The sequence below is a fragment of the Xanthomonas sp. WHRI 8393 genome (assembly GCF_040203315.1).
GTDB classification, from domain to species: domain Bacteria; phylum Pseudomonadota; class Gammaproteobacteria; order Xanthomonadales; family Xanthomonadaceae; genus Xanthomonas; species Xanthomonas arboricola.
On sequence record NZ_JBEGGL010000001.1, the window covers coordinates 101193 to 127035 of the forward strand.

Sequence of the window (25843 nt, forward strand, 5' to 3'; positions counted from 1 at the left end):
GGGGACGAGTCAAAAGATGACGGCAAGCGTGCGACAGCTGTCTTGCGTCGATGCGACCGGGACATGACAGTGCTGCGACAGCTGCTGCGCATTGCGCGCCGCAGCTGCGTTGCGCTGGCATGCAGATGTCATCTGCGCGTCGTAATCTGCGCACTCATCCATCCGTGTTGTCCGAGGGTTGCTGCATGTCCGATCGCATTGCTCGCGCTTGTTCCCGGACGCTGACCAGCGTCGCCATCGCGGTGCTGGCAGTGGGATGCGGCAGTGCGAGCGCGCGCGACAAGGCGGCTCCGGCGGGCTCGGTGATCGCCACCGATGCACACGGCTACCTGGAAAAAGCACAGGTGCCCGACAGCCTGCGCCTGGTACCGCCACCGCCGCAGGACGGCAGCGCCGCGCTCGCCAACGATCAGGCCACCGCCACATCCATGCTTGCCCTGCGCGGCACACCGCGCTGGGACCTGGCCACGCAGGACGCTGCGCTGACGTTCCCGGCGGCCGCCAATCACTTCAGTTGCGCGCTCGGCATCCAGATCGACCAGGCGCACACCCCGCACCTGCTGCGCCTGCTCGAACGCAGCATGCGCGACGCCAGCACCAGCACCAGCGCAGCCAAGGCCCGTTACCAGCGGCCACGCCCGTTCATGCGCAACGACCAGCCGATGTGCACGCCCGACGACGACGCGGCGCTGCGCAAGAACGGCTCCTACCCCTCCGGCCACACCGCCATCGGCTGGAGCTGGGGCCTGATCCTGGCCGAGCTGGCACCCGCCCAGCGCGACGCCCTGCTCGCCCGCGGCCGCGCCTTCGGCGACAGCCGCCTGGTCTGCAACGTGCACTGGCAGAGTGACGTCCTGCAGGGCCGCATCATGGGCGCCGCCACCGTCGCCGCCCTGCACGACAACCCCGAGTTCCAGAAGGATCTAGCCGCTGCGCGCCGCGAGATCGACAAGGCGCATGCAAAGCAACCTGCCACCGCCACTGCATCGCCAGCATGCGATGCCGAGAACGCGGCATTGCAGACGGTGCTGCCGGGTGTGATGTGACGCGTTTTGCAGCGCAGTTGCGTGCGCTCGCTTCGAGTTTCGGTATCGGCATGTGACCCGCTGTACAAGCGTTGCGCTTGTCGCCGTCCCTGATCCTTGATGCAGAACACCAATAGCCAGCGTCTGCATCGGCTCGTCATGCGTCGCGGTAGGTAAGCGGTCTACTTGCCGATGCAAAAACTCGAAAAGATCTTGCCCAGCAATTCGTCGGCGCTCAGCTTGCCGGTGATCTCGCCGAGTGCTTCCTGTGCCAGGCGCAATTCTTCGGCGGCCAGTTCGAGCTGTTCGAAGCCCAGCTCCAGATCCGCTGCGTCTGCATGCTGTTCGGCGCGGCGCAATGCCTCGACATGCCGCGTGCGTGCGGAGAATTCGCCTTCCACGCTGTCCGCTCCGTCGCCCAGCGCAAGCTCGCGCAACCGGGCGTGCAACTGCTCCAGTCCCTGCCCGGTCACCGCCGAGACCGCGACCGCGTCGCGATCGAGCGCTGTGGCTTCGGCCAGCAGATCGCATTTGTTGTGGATCCACAGCTGACGCGGCACCGTATCGATGGCATCGCCGATCGCATCGCGCGCGGCTTGCGGGTCGCGTGCATCCAGTACCACCAGCGCCAGATCGGCGCGCTGCAGTTCGGCACGCGCGCGCCGCATGCCCTCGCGCTCGATCGCATCACCGCCCTCGCGCAGGCCGGCGGTGTCGACCAACACGAGTTCGAAACCATCGAGCTGGATGGCTTCCTGCAAGGTATCGCGCGTGGTGCCGGCGACATCGGTGACGATGGCGCGCTCGCTACCGGCCAATGCATTGAGCAAGGAACTCTTACCCGCGTTGGGCGGACCGATCAGCACCGCGTGCAGGCCGTCGCGCAGCTTGCGCCCGCGCTCGGCATCGCGCAGCAGTTGCGCCAGCAATGCGCGCGCCTGCTGTAGCCCGTCGCGCACCTGCGCTCCGCCCAGGGTGTCGAGCGGCTCGTCGGCAAAGTCGATCGCCGCTTCCACATGGATGCGTAGCCGGGTGAGGCTGTCGCTGAGCGCATCGACCCGTTGCGAAAACACACCGTCCAAGGATCTGCGCGCAGCGCGTGCCGCGCGCAGATCGCCGGCGGCGATCAGATCGGCGATGGCTTCGGCCTGCGCCAGATCGAGTTTGCCATTGAGAAAGGCGCGCTCGCTGAACTCGCCCGCGCGTGCCTGCCGCGCGCCCAGCGCAATGCAACGCGCCACCAGCTGCCGCAACAGCACCGGGCTGCCGTGTCCCTGCAGTTCCACCACCGCCTCGCCGGTGAAGCTGTGCGGCGCCGGAAACCACAAGGCGATGCCATCGTCGATCACCTCGCCCTGCGCATCGCGAAAGCGCGCGTAGCGTGCCTGCCGTGGCTGCAGATTCGGGACACCCAGCTCGGCGGCGATCTGCGCCGCCTGCGGCCCGGACAGGCGCACGATGCCGATGCCTCCGGTTCCGGCGGCGCTGGCGATGGCAACAATGGTCGATGGCGAAGAAGACATAGTCAGACAGGTTGCGCGGATCAGAGGCGTTGCAGTTGCGTGCGTGCCTGCTCGGCGCCGCTGCCTTGCGGCTGCAGTTCCAGATAGGTGGCGTAGGCCTTGCGTGCCTTGTCACGGTCGCCGGCTTTTGCGTAGGCATCGCCGAGATTGAGATAGGCCACCGCACGCGACGGATCGATTTTCAAGGTATTTTCCAGCCAGCGCGCCGATTCGGCAAAGCGTTCCTGGCGGTAGTACACAAAGCCCAGATTGTTGGCGGCCAAGGCGAAATCCGGGCGCAGCTTCAAGGCTTCGGCAAACTGCTCGGCCGCTTCGGCGTAGCGTTTTTCCTTGTACAACTGCAGGCCGCGCTCGTTGGCCAGCTGCGCACGTTGGCGGTCGCTGCTCTTCACCGCCGTCGGCAAAACCAGCCTGGCTTCGCCGCCTTGCAGCGTCTTCACCGTCACCGGCGCCGCAGCTGTTGCAGCACCGCTGGTGGTGGCGGCGGGACGCGCCGCATCCACGCGTCCGTTGAGTGCGATCGCGTCGGCAGACAACTGCGCGGTTCCGGCGGTCAGGAACTCCTCGCCACTCGGTACCTGGAACACGAACTCGCCGCCCTGCGAGCCGGGCAGGCTGCCGAACGCCGGGGTCTGCGCCGACACTGCCGACACCGCCGGTGCGACATAGGCCGCCAGTTCGGTACCGGTGATCAGGCCATCGCCATTGAGATCGCCCTTGCCCGCCAGCGCCTGCAGCAGTACCCAGGTGAATACCGAATGCCCGTTCGGGCCGCTGTCGGCCACCTGTTGATCGGCACCGCCGGCAGTGAGCATCTGGCGGGCGATGCGTCGCGCGTTCTCGCGCAGGTAGGCGCCGGACGTCGGCCCGCCGCGCGTCAGCCCCAATCCGCTATAGCAGGCATCCATCACGAACAGCACATGCTTGGCCTGCAGGCTTTCGGCAATGTTCTGCAGGTCGCTCATCGCGATCGCATCGCTGGCCAGTTGCTGCGGATCCGAGTCGACCGGAATGATGTAGCCCAGGTCGCGCCCGGATGCCAGCCGGCGCGTGGCGCCATGCCCGGCGAAGAACACGAACACGCGGTCGTTGGTCTGCGCGCGTCCCTCGCCGAGACGGTCGTGGAATGCCGCAAGAATATTGTTGCGCGTGGCCTGCCCGTTCTTGAGCACGATCACCTGCGAGGACGGAAACCCCAACGGGCCGGTCAGGGTGCTGGCGATGGCCTGCGCGTCGTTGGCGGCATATTCGAGCTTGGGCCAGTGCGCGTAGTCGTCGATCCCGATCACGATCGCCCAGGAGTTGGCGTAGCCGGTGGTCACGGTTGCCTCGGCCGCCGCGCTGGGCGCGTGCGCCACCGAAAACTCGCGGCCATTCCAGCCGGCGAACTGGTAGCCATCGGCGATCAGGCGATCCAGGATCTGCGGCAGCGCCTTCACTGCACGGTCGTGGATGTCATGGAACAACACGATGCCGCGCTGCTCCTTGTTCACTTGGTCGAGCACGCGCTGCACGATCGACTCGGGTACCGGGTCGGCCCAGTCCATCGAGTCGATGTTCCACATGATCGACTTCAGGCCTGCCTCGCCCAGCAGCTGCAAGCCTTCGGCATTGCGCGCCCCGTACGGAAACCGGAACAACGGCGCACGCTTGTCGTCCACCGCCCGCAACAACGTGTCGGTGTCCAGCACCTGGCTGCGCAACGCATCGCCTGTGGTCTTGGACAACTGCGCATGGGTCAGGCTGTGGTTGCCCACCGCATAACCTTCTTCCATCAGCGTGTGGCTGATCTTGGATAACGGCGCGAGTGTCGGCTTGCCCTGCGCGTCCAGGCTTCCCAGGTTGCGGCCCACTTCGAAGAACACGCCCGGCACGTCGTAGCGTTTGAGGATGGCCACGATCTCCTCGGTATAGGCCTTGTGCGGGCCGTCGTCGAAGGTCAGCACCACCGTCCTGGGCGGCAGGTCGCGGCCGAAGATCTCGCTGTCGCTATCGCGCGCGGAGAACGGGTACGGCTCCACCACGCCATGATCGCGCAGGATCTTTTCGCGCGTGTACAGGCTGCGCAGATGCGCCACGTAGTCGTCCCACTTCTCGCGCTTGGGCACGATCGCGCGGCTGCGATCGAAGCGGCTGAAAATCTGCGTCAGTTCCTTGTTGTAGCTGCGCTCGATCTCGTCCAGCGCTTCCAGATCCTCGCCGATGCGCTGATGCAGCTTCACCGCCGGCAGTGCCGAATCGCGGCCAATGCGTGCGTGCAGGTCGCGCAACACTTCGGCAAACGCCAAGCGGTCGGCATCGTAGAGATCCGGTGCCGATTCGATCTCGTCCAGCACCGTGGCGATCGTTGCGAAGCGGCGCGCTGCGTTCGACGTCAGCACCGTCTCGAATCGCGCAGCGATGCGTTCGCGCTGTTGGAGGTTTTCATGGAACAGCTGCTGCCCCACGCTGCTGGAGGTGGCGCGATCGCGTGGCGTCTGGGCATCCGCGTCGGCCAGCAACACAATGATGCGGCGATGCCGGTCCAGTTGCTCGCGCAGCTGCGCGATCAGTGCGCGTGCGTCGTCGCTGTCGGCTTCGGCTGGCGCACCAGTGGCGGCCGGCGCAGCGGTGCTGGCAGCAGACGCTGCCTCGCCGGCGGTCTGCTTGCCGCAGCCGGCCATCGCCAGCATTCCGGCGCAACCGGCGCACAGCAACAGGCGATACAGCGGCGATGACATCACGACGGCGTCCTTGGCGATGAAGACAACAGGGCAGACAGCAACTGCGGCGACACGCAGAAAGCCCGCCTTGCGGCGGGCTCTGTGCAACTGCGCTTACTTGGCGTTGGCCTGGATGATCTTGCTCGGCTTCTCGCCGTGCTGGCGGATCATCCACCACTGGATCAGCAGACCCAGGCCGCCGTTGACCACCCAGTACAGCACCAGGCCGGCCGGCATGAAGGCCATCATGACGCCGAACACCAGCGGCATGAACTGCATCATCTTGGCCTGCATCGGGTCCATGCCCGGGGTCGGGGTCAGCTTCTGCGTGGCCCACATGATGGCGATGTTGAGCACCGGCAGGATGAAGTACGGATCGCGCGCGGTCAGATCCTGGATCCAGCCCAGCCACGGCGCCTGGCGCAGTTCCACCGATTCCACCAGCACCCAGTACAGCGCGAAGAAGATCGGCATCTGGATCAGCAGCGGCAGGCAGCCGCCCATCGGGTTGATCTTTTCCTTCTTGAACAGCTCCATCGTCGCCTGCTGGTACTTGACGCGATCGTCGCCGTAACGCTCCTTCAGCTGCGCCAGGCGCGGCTGGAAGCGGCGCATCTTGGCACCGGACTTGTACTGCGCAGCCGACAGCGGATACAGCGCCAGACGCAGCAGCACCACCAGGCCGATGATGGACCAGCCCCAGTTGTGCAGGAAGCTGTGCAGATGGCTCAGCACCCAGAACAGGCCCTGGCCGATGATGGCCATGATCGAGAAGCGGCTGTAATCGACCACGCGGTCGAGCCCCTTGACGTCTTCCTTGGCGATCAGGCTGACCAGCTTCGGGCCAACCCACAGGCGCGCTTCGGTGGTCGCGGTCTGGCCCGGCGCCACGGTGAAGGCCGGGCCACGCAGTTCGGCCACGTCACGCGGGCCGTCCTGGTTCAGCACGTAAAGCGAGGCCTGGTCCTTCTGCGGAATCCACGCAGTGAAGAAGTGGTGCTGCAGCAGCGCCACCCAACCGCCGGTGATCTGGCGATTGAGGCCGCCGTCGTCCATGTAGTCCTTGAACGCGCGACGCTCGTAGCCTTCCTGCGGGCTGTACCAGGTCGCCCCGTTGAAGCTGAAGGAATCCGGGTTGGTCATGCCGCGGCTGAGGATGGTCGGCACCCGGCTCAGCTTGCGGAACACGTAGCCGTTCCACGGCGCGCCACTCTTGTTGATCACCTCGTCCTTGATCGAGATCGCATAGCGACCGCGCTCCAGAGTGAAGGTGCGGCGGATCGACACGCCGTTGGGGCCATTCCACACGAACGGCACCACCAGGGTGTTCTGGCCTTTGGCCAGTTCGAACGCGGTGCCCGGCTGCTCGGCGCGGAAGCCGCCCACGCCCGGTACCGGCGAATGCTCGCTGGCCCAACCGCTGGTGGCGTTATAGGGATGCGCGGCATCTTCGGTCAGCAGGCTGACCGGCGCGGTGCCGTCCTTGGTCTGCGGAAACTGCAGCAGTTCGGCGTCGAGCACGCTGCGGCCGTCCAGCTTCAGGCGCAGCACGTCCGAGGTCAGGGTGATCACCGGCGCAGCACCGGCAGCAGCCGGCGTCGCGGCAGTCGTGCTGGTAGCCGGTACGGCGCCCGGCACACCCGCCTGCGGAATGGCCTGGGCCGCCGGCACATTGGCCGACGATGCCGCAGCGTCAAGATCGCGCGCAGCCGGCACCGACTGCGTCGCCGCAACCACCGGCGCATTGGCGGCGGCCTTGTCCTTGCCCCACTCCATCCACAGCAGCGCCGCGACCATCAGCCAGGCAAAAATCAGGAAAACACGGGTCTGGTTCATCGGGCAGCAACTCGCTCAGTCGGAACTGGGTTCCGGCTCTGTCGGGGAAAGGGAGGATGGGTGCATCGTCCTGGCGGGCGGCATTGTGCCGGGCGCAGCAGGCAGGGGCAATGCGCCGGCACGGCGCAGCAGACGCAGGAAGGCGTCGCGAATCTGTGGATTGGTCGCTTTTGCGGCTGCGGAGCGCGCCACAATCACGTAATCGCCGCCGGCAAGCTCGGGCAGCAGATGCCGCATGGCATCGCGCAATACGCGTTTGATCCGGTTACGTCCCACCGCACGCGTGTCGACCTTGCGCGACACCGCCATGCCCAGGCGCGGCGGCGTATCGCCGGTCCGCCAGTGCAGGCTGAGCAACGGGTCCGAGGTACGACGTGCAGTATCGAAAACGACCGTATATTGCGCACGCGTACGAACCCGCGCAGAGCGAGGGAATCGCCTGCACGGGTTCGATGCGTTCACGTTAGGGACTGCCTCGGCCGCAGAGAGCGGCGCGGCAATCAAGCGCTCAGGCGCTTGCGGCCCTTGGCGCGGCGGCGAGCCAGGATCTTGCGGCCGTCGGCGGTTGCCATACGTGCGCGGAAGCCATGGTCGCGTGCTCGCTTGAGGTTGCTGGGTTGGAAAGTACGCTTGGTGGCCATGGGGCCCTCTGCATGAATGGAGACGAATAGAACCGGCAATTCTATAGGGCCATCAGCGGCCGGGTCAACTCCCCAGAGACGCTAGCGGAGGTGATGGCGGTCAAGCCCTGTGGATGGACCTGTGAATAAGTCTGGGAAAACCCTGTCCTCGGTGCTAGTCTGGCGCATCCTCTTTTCACTACCGGGCTGCGAGCACGGCGCTTTTCTGCGCGCCGCAGCCAGCAACAGATGATCATACTTTGATGGATGCTTGGCCCCGCTGTCTGGAACGTCTCGAAGCCGAATTCCCGCCCGAGGACGTCCACACCTGGTTGAAACCCCTGCAAGCCGAAGACCGCGGCGACAGCATCGTGCTGTATGCGCCGAACGCCTTCATCGTCGACCAGGTCCGCGAGCGCTACCTGCCGCGCATCCGCGAACTGGTGGCATATTTCGTCGGCAACGGCGAAGTGGCGCTGGCGGTCGGCTCCCGCCCGCGTGCGCCGGAACCGCAGCCGGCACCGATGGCCACGCCCAGCGCACCGGTTGCCGCGCCGATCGTGCCGTTCGCCGGCAATCTGGATTCGCACTACACCTTCGCCAACTTCGTCGAGGGTCGCAGCAACCAGCTTGGTCTGGCCGCCGCGATCCAGGCAGCGCAGAAGCCGGGTGACCGCGCCCACAACCCGCTTCTGCTGTACGGCAGCACCGGCCTGGGCAAGACCCACCTGATGTTTGCCGCCGGCAACGCGCTGCGCCAGGCCAATCCGGCCGCCAAGGTGATGTATCTGCGCTCGGAACAGTTCTTCAGCGCGATGATCCGGGCGCTGCAGGACAAGGCGATGGACCAGTTCAAGCGCCAGTTCCAGCAGATCGATGCGCTGCTGATCGACGACATCCAGTTCTTCGCCGGCAAGGACCGTACGCAGGAGGAGTTCTTCCACACCTTCAACGCGCTGTTCGATGGCCGCCAGCAGATCATCCTGACCTGCGACCGCTATCCGCGTGAGGTCGAAGGCCTGGAGCCGCGGCTGAAGTCGCGCCTGGCCTGGGGCCTGTCGGTGGCGATCGACCCGCCCGATTTCGAGACCCGCGCGGCGATCGTGCTGGCCAAGGCGCGCGAGCGCGGCGCCGAGATTCCGGACGACGTGGCGTTTTTGATCGCCAAGAAGATGCGCTCCAACGTGCGCGACCTGGAAGGTGCGCTCAACACGCTGGTTGCACGCGCCAACTTCACCGGCCGCTCGATCACGGTGGAGTTTGCCCAGGAGACGCTGCGCGACCTGTTGCGCGCCCAGCAGCAGGCGATCGGCATCCCCAACATCCAGAAGACCGTGGCGGACTACTACGGCCTGCAGATGAAGGACCTGCTCTCCAAGCGACGCACCCGCTCGCTGGCGCGTCCGCGCCAGGTGGCGATGGCGCTGGCCAAGGAGCTGACCGAACACAGCCTGCCGGAGATCGGCGACGCCTTCGCCGGCCGCGACCACACCACCGTGCTGCATGCCTGCCGGCAGATCCGCACGCTGATGGAGGCCGACGGCAAGCTGCGCGAGGACTGGGAAAAGCTGATTCGCAAGCTCAGCGAGTAAGCCGGCAACGGTCTTGACCGCCCGCTTGGAGAAAAGCGTGGAAACGTTGGGGTCAAATGCGGGAGAATCTGTGGATAACGTTGCCTCGCAGGTCGGGCGGAAAACTATCCACAGGTTTTACCGCCAGACCAGGGGCACTAGTCCAACGACTTTCAGGCGCTAATTTGTCTTTGGAAACAAACAGTTATGGTGGTTATCCGCTGAAAACGGCCCTACCATCACCACCAAGCTTTTGATTTATTCCATTATCTTTTAAAGCATAGGGGCACGGAACCACATGCGTTTTACACTGCAGCGCGAAGCCTTCCTCAAACCATTGGCCCAGGTGGTCAATGTGGTCGAACGCCGTCAAACCCTGCCGGTTCTGGCCAATCTGCTGGTGCAGGTCAAGGATGGACAGGTCTCCTTGACCGGTACCGACCTGGAAGTGGAAATGATCTCGCGCACGATGGTGGAAGACGCGCAGGACGGCGAAACCACGATTCCGGCGCGCAAGTTGTTCGACATCCTGCGTGCCCTGCCCGACGGCAGCCGCGTCACCATCTCGCAGACCGGCGACAAGGTCACGGTGCAGGCCGGGCGTAGCCGCTTCACCCTGGCCACGCTGCCTGCCAATGATTTCCCGTCGGTGGACGAAGTCGAAGCCACCGAGCGTGTTGCGGTGCCGGAAGCGGCGTTGAAGGAGCTGATCGAGCGCACCGCGTTCGCCATGGCCCAGCAGGACGTGCGCTATTACCTCAACGGCTTGCTGTTCGACCTGCGCGAGGGCTTGCTGCGGTGCGTAGCCACCGATGGCCACCGTCTGGCGCTATGCGAGACCGAGCTGGAAAAATCCGGCGGTGCCAAGCGCCAGATCATCGTGCCGCGCAAGGGCGTGACCGAGCTGCTGCGCCTGCTGGAGGCAGCTGACCGCGAGGTGGAGCTGGAAGTTGGCCGTAGCCATATCCGCGTCAAGCGTGGCGATGTGACCTTCACCTCCAAGCTGATCGACGGCCGCTTCCCGGATTACGAGGCGGTGATCCCGATCGGCGCCGACCGCGAGGTCAAGGTGGACCGTGAGGCACTGCGCGCATCGCTGCAACGTGCGGCGATCCTGTCGAACGAGAAGTACCGTGGCGTGCGGGTGGAAGTGTCGCCGGGTCAGCTGAAGATCAGCGCGCATAACCCGGAGCAGGAAGAAGCCCAGGAAGAAATCGAGGCCGACACCAAGGTCGACGATCTGGCCATCGGCTTCAACGTCAACTATCTGCTCGACGCGCTGTCTGCACTGCGCGATGAGCACGTGGTCATTCAGCTGCGCGATGCGAACTCGTCGGCACTGGTGCGCGAGGCTAGCAGCGAGAAGTCGCGTCATGTGGTGATGCCGCTGCGCCTTTGACGCTGCGTTCCACGTGGAACACGAAGAGCCCGGCGAGAGCCGGGCTTTTTCGTTTTTTGGAGATCGAGAGCGCTGAAGTCGTTGCGGTGTAAGGCTTTGGGAGGCTTGAACGTCTCTGGGCATCCGCTCTGCGCTGGTTAGGTGCCCAGATGCCTTTGTGCCTTAGCCGAAGCGGCTGCGCCTTCGGGCAGGATCCTCGGAGCAGCAGCGCCGCACGGTCACCAAGCCAAGGACGTTTCGATAGACGCCACTCCCGGGTAGCCAGACTTCAACGACCGCACAAGCGCATCAGTTCATTTGCTTGGATTGACGTGCGTAAGTTCGTAGGCCAGCGATATCAAAACAATGGGGCATGAGTCTGGCGCGCTGCTGTCGTCGGCATGGATGCTTGACCAATCTATGATTCGAGGCAGCCCCAAGGATCATTGAGCTGTCTCGCCCAGGGACAGTGCCACGCTAAATCGGTGTGCTCCGCGCAGGTAAACAACTCACCCGGGACCTGTTGAGTCACGAAGACCCTGTTGGCAGGGTCACGGCGTGCACGTGGAACAACAGGCTTCTCTTCGTGTCACCGGCCGATATTGGGGAAAGCTGGTTTTGTCGCAACTTCAGTGAGATTCCCTAGTCATGCGCCGCGGTTTTGTCGTCCAGCGAAATCGCACTCACTGGAATTAGCCTGAACAAGTTCAGCAAGAACGAAGTGGTTCATTCGGAACCAAGACGTACAGCTGCGTCTGACGTGAGCGTTCTCAAGCCGGTTTTTGAGTTATGCACATCGAGCTTTGCTTTTAAATCTATAAATAATTTAAGAGCTTGGTGGTGATGGTAGGGCCAGATTTCGCCGGAAACTACCCTATGTGTTTGTTTTTAAAATACTTTTAGGCCTCGAAACCCTGTGTTTAGACCCGTGTAGAGGGGTCCACAACCTGTGGATAAGCGGAAGCGGTTGTTCGGGCCTGCTTTTTATCCACAGGTTGTCCCCTGCCTGTCCCTTGGGTCGCTTCACGTCTGCGCGGGCAGGATCCGCATCGATCACGTATCCTCCGCTCCGACCGGGATGCCGGATCACAGCGCAGAGCAGACCGATCGATGCACGTAGTGCGGTTGTCCATCCATCGACTTCGTCGTTTCGAGACCGTCGACCTCCACCCCGCCAGTTCCTTGAACTTGCTGACCGGCGATAACGGCGCGGGCAAGACCAGCGTGCTGGAAGCGTTGCATCTGATGGCCTACGGCCGCAGCTTTCGTGGCCGTGTACGCGACGGGCTGATCCAGCAAGGGGCCGGCGATCTGGAAGTCTTCGTGGAGTGGCGCGAGGGAACCGCCGCTACGGGGGAACGCACGCGGCGGGCGGGCCTGCGCCACAGCGGCCAGGAATGGACCGGCCGGCTGGATGGCGAAGATGTCGCCCAGCTGGGCGCCTTATGTGCCGCGCTGGCTGTCGTGACCTTCGAGCCCGGCAGCCACGTGTTGATCAGTGGCGGCGGCGAGCCGCGGCGGCGCTTCCTGGACTGGGGGCTGTTCCACGTGGAACCTGACTTCCTGGCGCTGTGGCGGCGCTATGCGCGAGCGCTCAAACAGCGCAATGCCTTGCTCAAGCAGGGCGCGCAGCCGCGCATGCTCGATGCCTGGGACCACGAGCTCGCCGAATCTGGCGAAACGCTGACATCGCGTCGCCTTCGCTATCTGGAGCGCCTGCAGGAGCGATTGATTCCGGTCGCAACCGCGATCGCCCCGTCGCTCGGGCTGTCCGCGCTGACGTTCGCACCGGGCTGGAAGCGCCATGAGGTGTCGTTGGCCGACGCGCTGCTATTGGCCCGCGAGCGTGATCGCCAGAACGGCTACACCTCGCAGGGGCCGCACCGGGCCGATTGGGCGCCAGCCTTCGATGCACTGCCGGGCAAGGATGCGCTCTCCCGCGGCCAGGCAAAGCTCACCGCCCTCGCCTGCTTGCTGGCACAGGCCGAAGACTTTGCCCACGAGCGCGGCGAATGGCCGGTGATCGCCCTGGACGACCTGGGCTCGGAACTGGACCGCCACCACCAGGCTCGCGTGCTGCAGCGCCTGGCGTCCGCACCGGCGCAGGTACTGATCACCGCAACCGAAATGCCGCCCGGCCTGGCCGAATCCGGCAAGCTGTTGCATCGGTTCCACGTGGAACACGGCAATGTGGCCGTGCTGACGCCCTCCGCGTAACCGTCGCCGGCGCAGGTGGGCCGACTGGTATAATTTCCGGGCTATCCCCCTTTTCCCACGGTGCGATGCGGCTCCTGCCGCCTGCGCCCGTGTTGTGGAGCTAACGGCACACGCATGACCGACGAACAAAACACCTCGCCCACCCCCAACGGCACCTACGACTCCAGCAAGATCACCGTGCTGCGTGGCCTGGAAGCCGTCCGCAAGCGCCCCGGCATGTACATCGGCGATGTCCATGACGGCACCGGCCTGCATCACATGGTGTTCGAGGTGGTCGACAACTCGGTCGACGAAGCCCTGGCCGGCCATGCCGACGACATCGTGGTCAAGATCCTGGTCGATGGATCGGTTGCGGTGTCCGACAACGGCCGTGGCGTGCCGGTCGACATCCATAAGGAAGAAGGCGTCTCGGCGGCGGAGGTGATCCTCACCGTGCTGCATGCCGGCGGCAAGTTCGACGACAACAGCTACAAGGTATCCGGCGGCCTGCACGGCGTGGGCGTGTCGGTGGTCAATGCGCTGTCCGAGCACCTGTGGCTAGACATCTGGCGCGACGGCTTCCACTACCAGCAGGAATACGCGCTGGGCGAGCCGCAGTACCCGCTCAAGCAGCTGGAAGCCTCGACCAAGCGCGGTACCACGCTGCGCTTCAAGCCGTCCGTGGCGATCTTCAGCGACGTCGAGTTCCATTACGACATCCTGGCGCGCCGCCTGCGCGAGCTGTCGTTCCTCAATTCGGGCGTCAAGATCACCCTGATCGACGAGCGCGGCGACGGCCGTCGCGACGATTTCCACTACGAAGGCGGCATCCGCAGCTTCGTCGAACATCTGGCGCAGCTCAAGTCGCCGCTGCACCCGAACGTGATCTCGGTGACCGGCGAGCACAATGGCATCGTGGTGGACGTGGCCCTGCAGTGGACCGACGCCTACCAGGAAACCATGTACTGCTTCACCAACAACATCCCGCAGAAGGATGGCGGCACCCACCTGGCCGGCTTCCGCGCAGCGCTGACGCGTGTGCTGAGTACCTACATCGAGCAGAACGGCATCGCCAAGCAGGCCAAGGTCGCGCTCACCGGCGACGACATGCGCGAGGGCATGATCGCGGTGCTCTCGGTCAAGGTGCCGGACCCCAGCTTTTCCTCGCAGACCAAGGAAAAGCTGGTCAGCTCGGATGTGCGTCCGGCGGTGGAAAACGCCTTCGGTGCGCGCCTGCAGGAGTTCCTGCAGGAGAATCCGAACGAAGCCAAGGCCATCACCGGCAAGATCGTCGACGCTGCCCGTGCGCGCGAAGCCGCCCGCAAGGCGCGCGACCTGACCCGCCGCAAGGGCGCGCTGGACATCGCCGGCCTGCCCGGCAAGCTGGCCGACTGCCAGGAAAAAGACCCGGCGCTGTCCGAACTGTTCATCGTCGAGGGTGACTCGGCAGGCGGCTCGGCCAAGCAGGGCCGCAACCGCAAGAACCAGGCGGTGCTGCCGCTGCGCGGCAAGATCCTCAACGTCGAACGCGCGCGTTTTGACCGCATGCTGGCCTCCGACCAGGTCGGCACGCTGATCACCGCGCTGGGCACCGGCATCGGCCGCGACGAGTACAACCCGGACAAGCTGCGTTACCACCGCATCATCCTGATGACCGACGCCGACGTCGACGGCTCGCACATCCGGACCCTGCTGCTGACCTTCTTCTACCGGCAGATGCCGGAGTTGATCGAGCGCGGCTACATCTACATTGGCCTGCCGCCGCTGTACAAGCTCAAGCAGGGCAAGAGCGAGCTGTATCTGAAGGACGACGCGGCGCTCAACGCCTACCTGGCCAGCAACGCGGTCGAAGGCGCGGCGCTGATCCCCGCCACCGACGAGCCGCCGATCACCGGCGAGGCGCTGGAAAAGCTGTTGATGCTGTTCACCAGCGCCAACGAGGCGATCGCGCGCAACGCACACCGCTACGACCCGGCGCTGCTCACCGCGCTGATCGACCTGCCGCCGCTGGACGTGGACAAGCTGCAGGCCGAAGGCGAGGTGCATCCCACCCTGGATGCGCTGCAGGCGGTGCTCAACCGCGGCACCTTGGGCACGGCGCGCTACCAGCTGCGTTTCGACCCGGCTACCGGTGGCGCCTCGGCGTCGCTGGTGGCGGTGCGCAGGCACATGGGCGAGGAATTCACCCAGGTGCTGCCGATGGGCGCGTTCGAAAGCGGCGAGCTGCGTCCGCTGCGCGAGGTCTCGCTTGCCCTGCACGACCTGGTGCGCGAAGGCGCGCAGATCGTGCGCGGCAACAAGACCCACCCGATCACCAGCTTCGCCCAGGCGCATGCCTGGCTGCTGGAAGAGGCCAAGCGCGGCCGCCAGGTACAGCGCTTCAAGGGCCTGGGCGAAATGAACGCCGAACAGCTGTGGGAAACCACGGTCAATCCGGACACGCGTCGCCTGTTGCAGGTGCGTATCGAAGATGCCGTGGCCGCCGATCAGATCTTCAGCACCTTGATGGGCGATGTGGTCGAGCCACGCCGCGACTTCATCGAGGACAACGCGCTGAAGGTGTCCAACCTGGACATCTGAGCCACCGTTGCCCGTCGGCGCACCGCTCAGGCGCTGCGCCGACGCCTGCGGTTTTTTCAGGACGACGATGAGCGCAGATCCTTCCCCGCGGCCGGTACCGACGCCGGCCGCCGGCACCGCCCCGCTGCTGCCGCCATTGCTCGGCTTCGGCATCGATGTGCTGATCGCCACCGGCCTGCTCCTGTCGCTGAGCGTGGCCGGGTTCGCGCTCTGGGGCGTGTTCCGCGGCGTCAGTGCCGTGCAGGCTGCCAAGGCGCAGGGCCTGACGCTGTCCTCAAGCGAGATCATGGCCACCATCGGCCAACCCGGCGTGCTGGTGCAATTGCTTACCGCGTTGGTCAGCACCGCCTCGCCAGCGCTGCTGCTGTACTACTGGCGGCGGCGTGCGACTGCAGACGAACACCGGGCCTCACGCGCCGCTGCAAGGCGTGCCTCCACCTGGGGCTGGACCGCGCTGATCGCGGTTGGCGTGTTCCTGCTCAGCAATCTGGTCAGCGTCGCGGCGTCGGCGTTGGGCATCAAACCGGTGCCGACCAACCTGCCGCTGATGGAAGAAGCCATCAGGCAATGGCCGCTGGCGCTGGTGGTGTTTGCCGTGGCGATCGCCCCGGCGTACGAAGAATTGCTGTTCCGACGCGTCTTGTTCGGCCGCCTGCTCGCCGCCGGCCGGCCCTGGCTGGGCATCGCGCTGAGCAGCGCGATCTTTGCGCTGGTGCACGAAGTGCCCGGCGTCAGCGGCAACGGACCGGCTGCCATCGCGCAGCTATGGCTGGTGTACGGCGGCATGGGCGCGGCGTTCGCATGGCTGTACTGGCGCACCGGCACGCTATGGGCACCGATCGTGGCGCATGGCGTCAACAACGCCACCGCCCTGGCGGCGCTGTACTTTTTTGGCATCGGCTGAGCCGTTTGACGAAAAGTTAAGACGAGCCTGCCAAAATGCCCCCAGAGTTCAAGGGGGATTGAATGAAAGCCAGGCTGTTGATCGTTGTCGCCGTCTTTGCACTGACGGCATGCGCCACCACAACCTCGCCGACCGGCCGCCGACAGGTGGTGGGAGGCGTCACGCAGGACCAGCTCGACAAGCTTGGCGCCGAATCGTTCGCGCAGACCAAGGCCAAGGAAAAAGTCAGCACCGACGGCAAGCAGAACGCCTACGTGCAGTGCGTGGTCAATGCGCTGGTAGCGCAACTGCCGCCGCAGTGGCGCGAAACCCGTTGGGAAACCGCGCTGTTCGTCGATAACGAAGCCAACGCCTTTGCGCTGCCCGGTGGCAAGGTCGGCGTGAACACCGGCATCTTCACTGTCGCCAAGACGCAGGATCAGCTGGCTGCCGTGCTCGGGCACGAAATCGGGCATGTGATCTCCCGCCATCACGAAGAGCGCATCACCCGCCAGCTCGGCGCGCAGACAGGCCTGGGCATCATCGGCGCGCTGGCCGGTGCGGCCTACGGCGACGGCGCCGCCAGTGCCGTCAACCAGGTCGGCGGAATGACTGCCCAGACCGTGTTCCTGCTGCCCGGCTCGCGTACCCAGGAGAGCGAGGCCGATGTGGTCGGCCAGCGCCTGATGGCCCAGGCCGGCTTTGACCCTGCCCAGGCAGTCACGCTATGGCAGAACATGATGGCCGCCAGCGGCAATCGCCAGCCGCAGTGGCTGTCCACCCACCCCGACCCCGCCAATCGCATCCGCGAACTGCAGGCAGACGTCAATCAACTCGAACCGGTTTACCAGCAGGCGCGACAGGACGGGCGCGTGCCGCGTTGCGGCTGATTTCGCAGCGCTCACGTACCGAATGTCGCAACACAGCATGGAAACCGTTTTCGGGAACTGAGACTTTCTGCTAAGTTTGCCGGCTCAGATTTTTCGTACAGCGTTTATTCCGCTTTTCGTACCGCCCGACGGCGGCTCGTCCGAGGTGAAACATGAAACTGCTCAACCGCAAGCAAGCCCTGTTGTCCCTGTTCATCGCCGCGTCCCTGGGCGGGGCTGTCGTCACCGACGCGGTTGCGCAGTCGGATCGGTCGTCCGAGCGCGCCAGCCGCAAGTCCAAGAACAGCGGCAAGGCCGAAGAGTTGTATCCGCAGTCCACCCGTGCCGCGCCGACGATCAAGCCCTCCTCCAAGATGGGCAGCAAGCTGCAGAAGCTGATCGAAACCTTCAACAAGGGCGAAGACTTCCCGGCCGTGCGCAGCCAGGCCGACGAGATCCTCGCCAACAGCTCGGCCAACGAAGCCGACAAGGCGCTGGCCTCGCAGCTGGCCGCCCAGGCGGCGTACAACATGGACGACACCGCCGCTGCCAAGAAGTACCTGCAGCAGGCGATCGGCCTGAATGCGCTGGACAACAACGGCCAGTTCCAGTCGATGCTGATGCTGGCGCAGTTGCAGATGCAGGACGACCAGCAGGCCGAAGGCCTGGCCACGCTGGACAAGTATCTGGAAGAGAGCAAGTCGCAGCGTCCGGAAGACCTGATCCTCAAGGGCCAGGCGCTGTACCAGGCCGAGCGCTACAAGGAAGCCATTCCGGTGCTGAAGCAGGCCATCGCCGCCTCGCCCGAGCCGAAGGACACCTGGAACCAGTTGCTGATGGCGTCCTACGCCGAAGCCGGCCAGACCGGTGAAGCGGTGGCCGCTGCCGAAGCGCTCGCCGCCAAGACGCCGAACGACAAGAAAGCCCAGCTCAACCTGGCCAGCATGTATATGCAGGCCGACCAGATGGACAAGGCCGCCGCAGTGATGGACAAGCTGCGCGCTGCCGGGCAGTTGACCGAAGAAAAGGAGTACAAGCAGTTGTATTCCATCTACGCCAACACCGAGAACAAGGAAAAGGATGTCATCGCGGTCATCAATGAAGGTATGCAAAAAGGCATCCTTAAACCCGATTATCAGACATACCTTGCGCTGGCACAGTCGTATTACTACAGCGACGACGTGCCCAAGGCGATCGAGAATTGGCAAAAGGCCGCACCGCTTTCCAAGGACGGCGAGACCTATCTGAATCTGGCCAAGGTGCTGCATTCGGAAGGTCGCATCCCGGAGGCCAAGCAGGCCGCGCAGCAGGCAATCGCCAAGGGTGTCAAAAAACCTGATGACGCCAAGAAGATCATCAATCTGAAGTAAAAAAGAAAATAAACCCCCGAAATCCCTGTGTTTTTAGTGGTTACAGGACTCGGGATTGGTATAAGCTTGGGGGTTCCTGCGGTGTCAAAGCCGTCCGAAAACCTGGGGATCATCACAGTGATCCGGGGCCCCCACTGAAAGAGCCATTGGCGCATGACGGAACAACTCGTTATCCACAGGCATGACTATGATGCCGGGAACCAGGGTCTGAGCTGGGCCCGCATTATCGGCATTGCTTTCGTAATTGCCTTGCACCTCACTGCACTGATGATGTTGCTGATCCCTGCAGTGGCGCCGAAGGCTCCGGCAGAGAAGGAGCGCACCACCATGGTTACCTTGGTGGATGCACCGCCTCCTCCCCCGCCGCCGCCGCCGCCGCCGCCGCCGGAAGACAAGCCGCCACCGCCGGTCAAGAATCTGTCGCCGCCGAAGCCGTCACCGGTTCCGCCGCCGCCGGAAGCTCCGGTTGTCGATGTTCCCGAACCGCGTCCCAGCGATATCGTCACGCCGCCGAGCCCACCGGCTCCGCCGCAACCGCCGAGTGACATCGGCGCCAGTGTCGATATCTCGTCCAAGAACATGAACCCGCCGAAGTACCCGCCGGCTGCATTCCGTGCCGGTGTCCAAGGTGAGGTCATCCTGATCGTGGATGTGGATGCCAACGGCAACGTGACCAATGTGTCGGTCGAAAAGTCCAGCCGCAACCGCGACCTTGACCGTGCCGCGATGGACGCAGCACGCAAGTGGAAGTTCAACGCCTCCACTGTCAACGGGCAGAAAGCCGCCGGACGTGTCCGCGTCCCGGTCAACTTTGCTCTGAACTGATCCCACGGGCCGGCCACGGTCGGCCCAGGATCCTGTCTTCCTTTCGCTCCACCCTTCATCACCACACACAACAAAGGTAAGCGTCATGCTGCAGGAATTCTTTATCGCCGCCGCTGCAGGGGGCTCCAATCCGTCGGCCGCCCTGTCGCAGATGGGCTTCGAGCACTTGATCACTGAAATGACGTCCAGCCCCGGCGATTTCGCCGTGTCCTGGGTCGTTCTGATCACCCTGATCGCCATGTCCGCTGCCTCCTGGTACTGGACTGTCATCAACATCTTCCGTGCCACCCGTCTGAAGAGCGCGGCTGACCGCGTCACCACCGCGTTCTGGGATGCCCCGAATGCACAGGACGCCATCCGTGCCATGGAAGAGCAGCCGGCTTCCGAGCCGTTCTCCAAGATCGCACTGGACGCAGCGCAGGCTGCTGCTCACCACCAGCGCGCCGAAGGCAGCACCGGTGGCCTGGGCGAGAGCCTGAGCCGTTCGGAATTCGTCGATCGCGCCCTGCGTCAGGCCGTGACCCGCGAAAGCACCAAGCTGCAGTCGGGCATGACCCTGCTGGCCACCGTAGGTGCGACCGCGCCGTTCGTCGGTCTGCTCGGTACGGTGTGGGGCATCTACGGCGCGCTGATCAAGATCGGTGCAACCGGTTCGGCCTCCATCGACGCCGTTGCCGGCCCGGTGGGTGAAGCGCTGATCATGACCGCGATCGGTCTGTTCGTCGCAATCCCGGCCGTGTTCGCGTTCAACTTCTTCTCCAAGGTCAACAGCTCGGTGATCGCCAAGTTCGACACCTTTGCCCACGACCTGCACGACTTCTTCGCCACTGGTTCGCGCGTTCGCTAATCCGTAGTAAAGAACGACTTCGCAACGATTTAGACGGAGCCCGTTATGGCCTTCAGTAGTGGAAACAGCGGTGGCCCGATGGCCGACATCAACGTGACGCCCCTCGTGGACGTGATGTTGGTGCTGCTGATCATCTTCATCATTACGGCACCGCTGATGTCCCATAAGGTCAAGGTGGAGCTGCCAGAGGCCAACCTGATCCAGAAGGAAGATGCGGAGAAACGCGCCGCGCCGATCACCCTGGCCGTCAAGGAAGACGGGTCGCTGTACTGGAACGACGAGCCGATTTCCAAGGAAGCCTTGGAATCACGCCTGTCCACCGCCGCACAGCAGACACCGCAGCCGCCGCTCAATTTGCGTGGCGACCGCACGACCAAGATGCGTACGATCAACGAGATCACCAAGATCGCGCAGGGTCAGGGCATGTTGGACGTCGGCTTCGTCGCAACCAAAGAGAAGGGGCAGTAAGCCATGGCATTCAGTACCGGTGGAAACCGCGGCCCAATGGCCGACATCAATGTCACGCCCCTGGTGGACGTGATGTTGGTGCTGCTGATCATCTTCATCGTGACCGCGCCGATCATGACCTACCCGATCGCCGTGGATCTGCCGCAGCGGGTACTCAACCCGCCACCGCAGACGACCGAACCGCCGCCGCCGATCGAGTTGCGGATCGACGCCAGCAACCAGGTGTTCTGGAACAACAGCCCGACCCCGGTCGCGCAGTTGCAGCAGAAGATGGAAGAAGTGGTGCAGGCCGATCCGACCAATCAGCCGGAACTGCGCATCGACGCCAATGAAGATGCGGAGTACGAAGTGATGGCCAAGGTCCTCGCTGCGGCGAAGAACTCGCAGATGAAGAAAATCGGCTTCATGCAGTAAGACATCGCAAGACCGCAACACAACAGTCATGACGCGACTGCAACGCCACCGGAAACGGTGGCGTTTTTTTTATGCTCGATCAGTGGGGTGGTTGCTGCCGCTGCGTTCGACGCGCATGCATGCGGCCGGCTGTTTGCCAAGACGTGATATCCGTTTCCCGGGCACCGGGCGAGTGATGCATGCAGCGTCCCGCAGGTCGTCCGCGCTAGCAAACCGCCGGAGGTGCAGCGGCAAGTCGCAACGGCACGCTTCGGGGCTCGGCCTGCCAGAGGCGTCTGCCCTGCCCTTCCCTCACTGCCGACCAGGTGTATGCTCGATCGTGCAGCACCCACGCTCATAGCACAGGAGGCAGTCATGGCTTTCAGTACGGCAGGCAATCGGGGACCGCTGGCGGAGATCAATGTCACGCCGCTGGTGGATGTCATGTTGGTGTTGTTGATCATCTTCATCGTCACCGCTCCGATGCTGGCGCGGCCAATCACGGTGGACCTGCCACAGCGCAGCGAGCAGACCCAGTCACGCATGGACCCGCCTGCACCGATCGGGTTGCGTGTGGACGCCAGCGGGCAAGTGTTCTGGAATGCCAGCCCGATAACGCTGCAGCAATTGCAGCCCAGGTTGATCGAACAGATGGGCCAGGCAGCCGGCAATCAGCCAGAGCTGCGCATCACCGCCAGTGCGGATGCCGAATACGCGGTGATGGCCAAGGTGCTGGCTGCAGCCAAGAATGCGCAGGTGGATCGCATCAGTTTTGTGCAGTAAATGGGTGATTAACCAGCCTGGTAAATCAGCCGTAAGTCATCGATAACAATTGAATCGGGGCAGAAACCCTGCCCCGATTCAATATTCGGTAACCAAGCAACGCATCCATATAATCGACTTGATTATCTCAAGCGCCGATCGATGCGCCGCGCAGTATGTCCAGATAGGCGCGCACGGTCGCATCCAGGCGTTGATACAGGGCTTCGCTGATCAATGCATGACCGATCGAGACTTCGAGTACGCCGGGGACAGCGCTCAGAAAGTCGCCGAGATTGGCCTGCGACAAATCGTGGCCGGCATTGATGCCCAGACCTGCGGCGGCGGCGCGCTGCGCTGCGTGGGAAAACAGCTTGAATGTAGCATCCGGCTGGCCGCTCAGATGCGCGTGCGCATATGGGCCGGTGTACAACTCGATGCGGTCTGCACCGAGTGCTGCCGCCTGCGCGATAGCGGGATTTTCGGCATCGACAAACAGACTGACGCGAGCACCGATGGCCTTGAACGAGGCGATCAGCGTGGCCAGTTGTGCGGTGTCCTGGGCAAAATCGAAACCGTGGTCGGACGTCAGTTGTCCATCGCCATCCGGTACCAGGGTGACCTGTTCGGGGCGGGTGGCACGACATAAGTCCAGCAGGCCCGGATAACCGTCGCGCGGCGGCGCGAACGGGTTGCCTTCGATATTGAATTCGACACCGTGCTCGCGTGTCAGCGCGCTCAGCGCCAGCACATCGTCGGCGCGGATATGCCGCTGGTCCGGGCGCGGGTGCACGGTGATGCCGTGCGCACCGGCGGCAATGCAGGTGCGTGCGGCCTGCACCACATCCGGATCGTGGCCGCCGCGCGAATTGCGCAACACCGCGATCTTGTTGACGTTGACGCTGAGCTTGGTGGTCACTGCGTCGCTCTCAAGCCTGCGGCTCGCCGTCGCGCGTGGCGTTGAGGGCGGCCGCCTTACGGGCTTCGGCGATCTCGCGCAGGCGGCGCAGCTCGGCCGGGTCGATCAGGCTGCTGGTGTCGCGCTGGGTATCGCCCATGCGCGAGGCGAACCAGCCGCGCGTCCACAGCAACAGCAACAGCAGTGCCACCAGCAGCGAGGCCACCAGCAACCACACGTGCGGCGTGCTGAAAGCCAGCACCAGCGCACCCAATGCCATAAGCAGAAACAGCCAGTGCATGACGAGCTCCCCGATCAGTGGCGGCAGTGTAGCGCCGCGCCCGGCATGGTTCCACGTGGGCGCGGCGATGCGGCTCAGAGCAGCGGTGACAGCAGCCGTGCGCAGGCTTCGGGCAGCCGCGATCGCCACAATGGCCGGTGGCGCGCGAAGCGCACTTCCTGCGCCTGCTGCAGGTCGGCGTCGATCAAACCGGCCAGCTCGGCGGCCACCGCCTGGTCGCGGAATAGCATCGACAGCTCGAAATTCAGGCGAAAGCTGCGGCTGTCGAAATTGGCGCTGCCGACGATGCAGACCTCGTCGTCAGCCAGCAACGCCTTGGTGTGCAGCATGCGCGGGCCGTATTCGTAGATGCGCACGCCGGCCTCGAGCAGCTCGTCGAAATACGAACGCGCCGCGTAGGTGACCAGACGCGAGTCGCTGACACGCGGCACCAGCAGGCGCACGTCCAGTCCGCCCAGTGCGGCCGAGGTCAGCGCCATGCGCGCGGCCTCGCCGGGCACGAAATACGGCGTGACCAGCCAGACCCGATGCCGGGCTTCGTGAATCGCAGCGACCATCAGCCGGTGGATGGACTCCCACGACGAATCCGGGCCGGAGACCAGCACCTGCGCGTCGACATCGCCCTGCGCACGGCTCGACACGTCCTCGGGCCATAGCTGCTGGCCGTGGAAGGCAGCGCGGCCCTGCCCGGTGGCGTACAGCCAGTCTTCCAGGAACACCAGCTGCAGGCTGCGCACCACGTGGCCCTGCAGGCGCATGTGCAGGTCGCGGTAGGCATCGCTGCGGACCTGCTCGTTCTCTTCGTCGGTGACGTTGATGCCGCCGGTGAAGCCGATCCTGCCGTCGACCACGACCACTTTGCGGTGGGTGCGCAGGTTCAACCACGGCCGCTTGAACGGCTTGAGCAGCTGGGATGGATGGAACCAGGCGGTCTCCACCCCGGCCGCGCGCAGCGTGCGCAAGCTGCGCCGGGTCATCGCCGACGACCCCACCGCGTCCATCAGCAGGCGCACCTTCACCCCGGCGCGTGCGCGCTCCATCAGCGCATCGCAGATCGCGGTGCCGCTGTGGTCGGGCTGGAAGATGTAGTACTGCAGATGGATATGGTCGCGCGCACCGCGGATGGCCTCGATGATGGCCGCATAGGTGGCCGCGCCATCGACCAGCCAGTGCACCTCGGTGGCGCTGCTGGGGGCCAGCCCGGTGGTGGACTGGGCGATCTTGGCCAGCTCGGTGCAGTCCGCGTCCGGCGGGCAGACGCTGCTGTAGCTCTCCATGCCCGAGCGCGAACGGCCGCGCCGCAGTCGCTGGCGTTTGACCTTCTGCGGGCCGAGCCAGTAATAGATCAACAGGCCCAGGTACGGCAGCGCCGCCAGCGACAGCACCCAGCTGAGCGTGGCCACCGGCTCGCGCTTCTGCAGCACGATCCAGCTGGCGATCCACAGCAGGTACAGCACGTAGGCGGCGAGGAGAAGCGCTTCGAGGTGGGGAATGGTGGCCAGCCACTCCCAGGCGCCCTGTACGGATGCGAGCATGCGCGGATTCTACGGGGCGCACGCACCACTGCGGTGAGCGTGGGGACGATGCGATCGCCGCGCCGGGTCTGAAAGCTTCATCGTGGCGCGCCCCTGGTCGCATCGATTGAGACCCGCCGGCCGTACGATGCGGCGATGGCAACTGCGATCAAGGGCCGTGGCACGACCGGCCATCTGCCCGGACGCTTCGAAACCACCACCCAACAACCGGTGGACGATGGCTGGTACGCCGACGACGGCGAGGAGTTCGCCGCGCCGGCATTGCGCACCCAGGTCACCGAGGAAACCGCGCGCAGCATCATCAGCCGCAATCAATCGCCGGACATCGGCTTTTCGCAATCGGTCAATCCGTATCGTGGGTGCGAGCATGGCTGCAGCTACTGCTTTGCGCGGCCTTCGCATGCCTATCTCAATCTGTCGCCCGGGCTGGATTTCGAGACCAAGCTGTTCGCCAAGACCAACGCGCCGGAGCTGTTGCGCCGCGAATTGTCGCGCCCGGGCTATGTGCCCAGCCCGATCGCACTGGGCATCAACACCGATGCCTACCAGCCGATCGAGCGCAAACGCGCACTGACGCGGCGCCTGATCGAGGTGCTGTGGGAGACCCGGCACCCGTTCACGCTGATCACCAAGAATGCGTTGGTCACCCGCGATCTGGACCTGCTTGCACCGCTGGCACACGAGGACCTGGTCAACGTGCATTTTTCGGTGACCACGCTGGACCCGCATCTGTCGGCCAGGCTGGAACCGCGCGCGTCCGCACCGCATGCCCGCCTGCGCGCGATGCGGGCACTGCACGAGGCCGGCGTGCCGGTCGGGGTGATGGCCGCCCCGGTGATCCCGTGGATCAACGACCATGAGCTGGAAGCGATCCTGCAGGCCGCGTCCGCTGCCGGCGCGCACAGTGCCGGCTATGTGTTGTTGCGGCTGCCGCACGAAGTGGCGCCACTGTTCCGCGACTGGTTGCAGACCCATCACCCGCAACGCGCCGGGCACGTGATGAGCACGATCCAGCAACTGCGCGGCGGCAAGGATTACGACAGCGCCTTCGGCACACGCCTGCGCGGCCAGGGCGTCTACGCGGAGTTGCTGGCACGCCGCTTCGCCCTGGCCCACCGCCGCAGCGGTTTCGACGCACGCGACATGCCGGCATTGGACACGACCAAGTTCCGCCGCCCCGCTCTGCCGGCCAAGCCGGTGCCGCAATCGCCGCAAGGCAGTCTGTTCTAGGGGCGGGGATTGGGGATTTGAGATTGGGGATTCG

22 protein-coding genes are annotated in these 25843 nt (G+C 64.6%); 14 read left to right on the forward strand and 8 right to left on the reverse strand.

Features of this window, described 5'->3' with window-relative positions; translation table 11 throughout:
* Window positions 1-185 precede the first annotated feature (185 nt).
* Window positions 186-1046 (forward strand): acid phosphatase, encoded by an 861-nt coding sequence (locus ABQ137_RS00410; protein WP_184515138.1) that lies wholly within the window; start codon window positions 186-188, stop codon window positions 1044-1046.
* A gap of 161 nt (window positions 1047-1207) precedes the next feature.
* Here the strand turns inward: ABQ137_RS00410 and mnmE are convergent, their stop codons facing one another.
* The 5 genes from mnmE to rpmH form a co-directional block, all read right to left on the reverse strand.
* Window positions 1208-2548 carry a tRNA uridine-5-carboxymethylaminomethyl(34) synthesis GTPase MnmE gene (gene mnmE / locus ABQ137_RS00415; protein WP_166771427.1) on the reverse strand — a complete coding sequence of 447 codons (1341 nt, stop codon included), beginning with the start codon at window positions 2546-2548 and terminating at the stop codon, window positions 1208-1210.
* Between the two features lie 20 nt (window positions 2549-2568).
* Window positions 2569-5271 carry a polysaccharide deacetylase family protein gene (locus ABQ137_RS00420; protein ID WP_184614943.1) on the reverse strand — a complete coding sequence of 901 codons (2703 nt, stop codon included), beginning with the start codon at window positions 5269-5271 and terminating at the stop codon, window positions 2569-2571.
* 93 nt (window positions 5272-5364) lie between these two features.
* Window positions 5365-7086 (reverse strand): membrane protein insertase YidC, encoded by a 1722-nt coding sequence (gene yidC, locus ABQ137_RS00425; RefSeq protein ID WP_349780922.1) that lies wholly within the window; start codon window positions 7084-7086, stop codon window positions 5365-5367.
* 15 nt (window positions 7087-7101) lie between these two features.
* A complete protein-coding gene (rnpA, locus tag ABQ137_RS00430) occupies window positions 7102-7548 on the reverse strand; it encodes a ribonuclease P protein component (protein ID WP_039512801.1) in 447 nt (148 codons plus the stop codon).
* A gap of 38 nt (window positions 7549-7586) precedes the next feature.
* A complete protein-coding gene (gene rpmH / locus ABQ137_RS00435) occupies window positions 7587-7727 on the reverse strand; it encodes a 50S ribosomal protein L34 (RefSeq protein WP_002805908.1) in 141 nt (46 codons plus the stop codon).
* 242 nt (window positions 7728-7969) lie between these two features.
* Between rpmH and dnaA the strand changes: the two genes are divergently transcribed.
* The 12 genes from dnaA to ABQ137_RS00495 all read left to right on the forward strand — a co-directional run bounded on the left by dnaA (window position 7970) and on the right by ABQ137_RS00495 (window position 21869).
* Entirely contained in the window at window positions 7970-9298 is a 1329-nt protein-coding gene (gene dnaA / locus ABQ137_RS00440) for a chromosomal replication initiator protein DnaA (protein WP_024939149.1), read from the forward strand.
* Between the two features lie 277 nt (window positions 9299-9575).
* Window positions 9576-10676 (forward strand): DNA polymerase III subunit beta, encoded by a 1101-nt coding sequence (dnaN, locus tag ABQ137_RS00445; protein WP_016901842.1) that lies wholly within the window; start codon window positions 9576-9578, stop codon window positions 10674-10676.
* Between the two features lie 1089 nt (window positions 10677-11765).
* Window positions 11766-12872, forward strand: coding sequence for a DNA replication/repair protein RecF (recF, locus tag ABQ137_RS00450; RefSeq protein WP_046345195.1), 1107 nt, complete (start codon window positions 11766-11768; stop codon window positions 12870-12872).
* Between the two features lie 114 nt (window positions 12873-12986).
* The gene (gene gyrB / locus ABQ137_RS00455) at window positions 12987-15431 is read left to right on the forward strand and encodes a DNA topoisomerase (ATP-hydrolyzing) subunit B (protein WP_349780923.1); all 2445 of its coding nucleotides are present in this window, start codon (window positions 12987-12989) and stop codon (window positions 15429-15431) included.
* Between the two features lie 67 nt (window positions 15432-15498).
* A complete protein-coding gene (locus ABQ137_RS00460; protein WP_102255252.1) occupies window positions 15499-16335 on the forward strand; it encodes a CPBP family intramembrane glutamic endopeptidase in 837 nt (278 codons plus the stop codon).
* A 62-nt stretch (window positions 16336-16397) separates the two neighbouring features.
* Window positions 16398-17204 (forward strand): M48 family metallopeptidase, encoded by an 807-nt coding sequence (locus ABQ137_RS00465; RefSeq protein ID WP_016901838.1) that lies wholly within the window; start codon window positions 16398-16400, stop codon window positions 17202-17204.
* 152 nt (window positions 17205-17356) lie between these two features.
* Complete coding sequence (locus ABQ137_RS00470; protein WP_065033262.1) at window positions 17357-18553, forward strand: tetratricopeptide repeat protein; 1197 nt, start codon at window positions 17357-17359, stop codon at window positions 18551-18553.
* A gap of 153 nt (window positions 18554-18706) precedes the next feature.
* Entirely contained in the window at window positions 18707-19378 is a 672-nt protein-coding gene (locus ABQ137_RS00475) for an energy transducer TonB (protein ID WP_046345197.1), read from the forward strand.
* 85 nt (window positions 19379-19463) lie between these two features.
* Window positions 19464-20225, forward strand: a complete 762-nt coding sequence (gene exbB, locus ABQ137_RS00480) for a TonB-system energizer ExbB (protein ID WP_005912445.1) — start codon at window positions 19464-19466, stop codon at window positions 20223-20225.
* Between the two features lie 45 nt (window positions 20226-20270).
* Window positions 20271-20693: an ExbD/TolR family protein gene (locus ABQ137_RS00485; protein ID WP_011035268.1), complete on the forward strand. Its 423-nt coding sequence runs from the start codon at window positions 20271-20273 to the stop codon at window positions 20691-20693.
* 3 nt (window positions 20694-20696) lie between these two features.
* A complete protein-coding gene (locus tag ABQ137_RS00490) occupies window positions 20697-21107 on the forward strand; it encodes an ExbD/TolR family protein (RefSeq protein WP_011035269.1) in 411 nt (136 codons plus the stop codon).
* 354 nt (window positions 21108-21461) lie between these two features.
* Window positions 21462-21869: an ExbD/TolR family protein gene (locus tag ABQ137_RS00495; RefSeq protein WP_166771431.1), complete on the forward strand. Its 408-nt coding sequence runs from the start codon at window positions 21462-21464 to the stop codon at window positions 21867-21869.
* A gap of 127 nt (window positions 21870-21996) precedes the next feature.
* On the opposite strand, the gene ABQ137_RS00500 is transcribed toward ABQ137_RS00495, so the two are convergent.
* The 3 genes from ABQ137_RS00500 to cls form a co-directional block, all read right to left on the reverse strand.
* On the reverse strand, window positions 21997-22764 hold the full coding sequence (locus ABQ137_RS00500; RefSeq protein WP_349780924.1) for a pyridoxine 5'-phosphate synthase: 768 nt from the start codon (window positions 22762-22764) through the stop codon (window positions 21997-21999).
* Between the two features lie 10 nt (window positions 22765-22774).
* On the reverse strand, window positions 22775-23044 hold the full coding sequence (locus ABQ137_RS00505; protein WP_024939143.1) for a hypothetical protein: 270 nt from the start codon (window positions 23042-23044) through the stop codon (window positions 22775-22777).
* A 74-nt stretch (window positions 23045-23118) separates the two neighbouring features.
* Window positions 23119-24579: a cardiolipin synthase gene (gene cls, locus ABQ137_RS00510; protein WP_349780925.1), complete on the reverse strand. Its 1461-nt coding sequence runs from the start codon at window positions 24577-24579 to the stop codon at window positions 23119-23121.
* Between the two features lie 135 nt (window positions 24580-24714).
* Between cls and ABQ137_RS00515 the strand changes: the two genes are divergently transcribed.
* Window positions 24715-25809: a PA0069 family radical SAM protein gene (locus ABQ137_RS00515; protein WP_349780926.1), complete on the forward strand. Its 1095-nt coding sequence runs from the start codon at window positions 24715-24717 to the stop codon at window positions 25807-25809.
* Window positions 25810-25843: the final 34 nt, after the last annotated feature.

Excerpts from the sequence above, each read along its gene's own strand:
- ABQ137_RS00410 (WP_184515138.1), top strand. The coding sequence starts at position 186 with ATGTCCGATCGCATTGCTCGCGCTTGTTCCCGGACGCTGACCAGCGTC.
- mnmE (WP_166771427.1), bottom strand. The coding sequence starts at position 2,548 with ATGTCTTCTTCGCCATCGACCATTGTTGCCATCGCCAGCGCCGCCGGA.
- yidC (WP_349780922.1), bottom strand. The coding sequence starts at position 7,086 with ATGAACCAGACCCGTGTTTTCCTGATTTTTGCCTGGCTGATGGTCGCG.
- rpmH (WP_002805908.1), bottom strand. The coding sequence starts at position 7,727 with ATGGCCACCAAGCGTACTTTCCAACCCAGCAACCTCAAGCGAGCACGC.
- dnaA (WP_024939149.1), top strand. The coding sequence starts at position 7,970 with ATGGATGCTTGGCCCCGCTGTCTGGAACGTCTCGAAGCCGAATTCCCG.
- dnaN (WP_016901842.1), top strand. The coding sequence starts at position 9,576 with ATGCGTTTTACACTGCAGCGCGAAGCCTTCCTCAAACCATTGGCCCAG.
- recF (WP_046345195.1), top strand. The coding sequence starts at position 11,766 with ATGCACGTAGTGCGGTTGTCCATCCATCGACTTCGTCGTTTCGAGACC.
- gyrB (WP_349780923.1), top strand. The coding sequence starts at position 12,987 with ATGACCGACGAACAAAACACCTCGCCCACCCCCAACGGCACCTACGAC.
- ABQ137_RS00460 (WP_102255252.1), top strand. The coding sequence starts at position 15,499 with ATGAGCGCAGATCCTTCCCCGCGGCCGGTACCGACGCCGGCCGCCGGC.
- ABQ137_RS00465 (WP_016901838.1), top strand. The coding sequence starts at position 16,398 with ATGAAAGCCAGGCTGTTGATCGTTGTCGCCGTCTTTGCACTGACGGCA.
- ABQ137_RS00470 (WP_065033262.1), top strand. The coding sequence starts at position 17,357 with ATGAAACTGCTCAACCGCAAGCAAGCCCTGTTGTCCCTGTTCATCGCC.
- ABQ137_RS00475 (WP_046345197.1), top strand. The coding sequence starts at position 18,707 with ATGACGGAACAACTCGTTATCCACAGGCATGACTATGATGCCGGGAAC.
- exbB (WP_005912445.1), top strand. The coding sequence starts at position 19,464 with ATGCTGCAGGAATTCTTTATCGCCGCCGCTGCAGGGGGCTCCAATCCG.
- ABQ137_RS00485 (WP_011035268.1), top strand. The coding sequence starts at position 20,271 with ATGGCCTTCAGTAGTGGAAACAGCGGTGGCCCGATGGCCGACATCAAC.
- ABQ137_RS00490 (WP_011035269.1), top strand. The coding sequence starts at position 20,697 with ATGGCATTCAGTACCGGTGGAAACCGCGGCCCAATGGCCGACATCAAT.
- ABQ137_RS00495 (WP_166771431.1), top strand. The coding sequence starts at position 21,462 with ATGGCTTTCAGTACGGCAGGCAATCGGGGACCGCTGGCGGAGATCAAT.
- ABQ137_RS00505 (WP_024939143.1), bottom strand. The coding sequence starts at position 23,044 with ATGCACTGGCTGTTTCTGCTTATGGCATTGGGTGCGCTGGTGCTGGCT.
- cls (WP_349780925.1), bottom strand. The coding sequence starts at position 24,579 with ATGCTCGCATCCGTACAGGGCGCCTGGGAGTGGCTGGCCACCATTCCC.
- ABQ137_RS00515 (WP_349780926.1), top strand. The coding sequence starts at position 24,715 with ATGGCAACTGCGATCAAGGGCCGTGGCACGACCGGCCATCTGCCCGGA.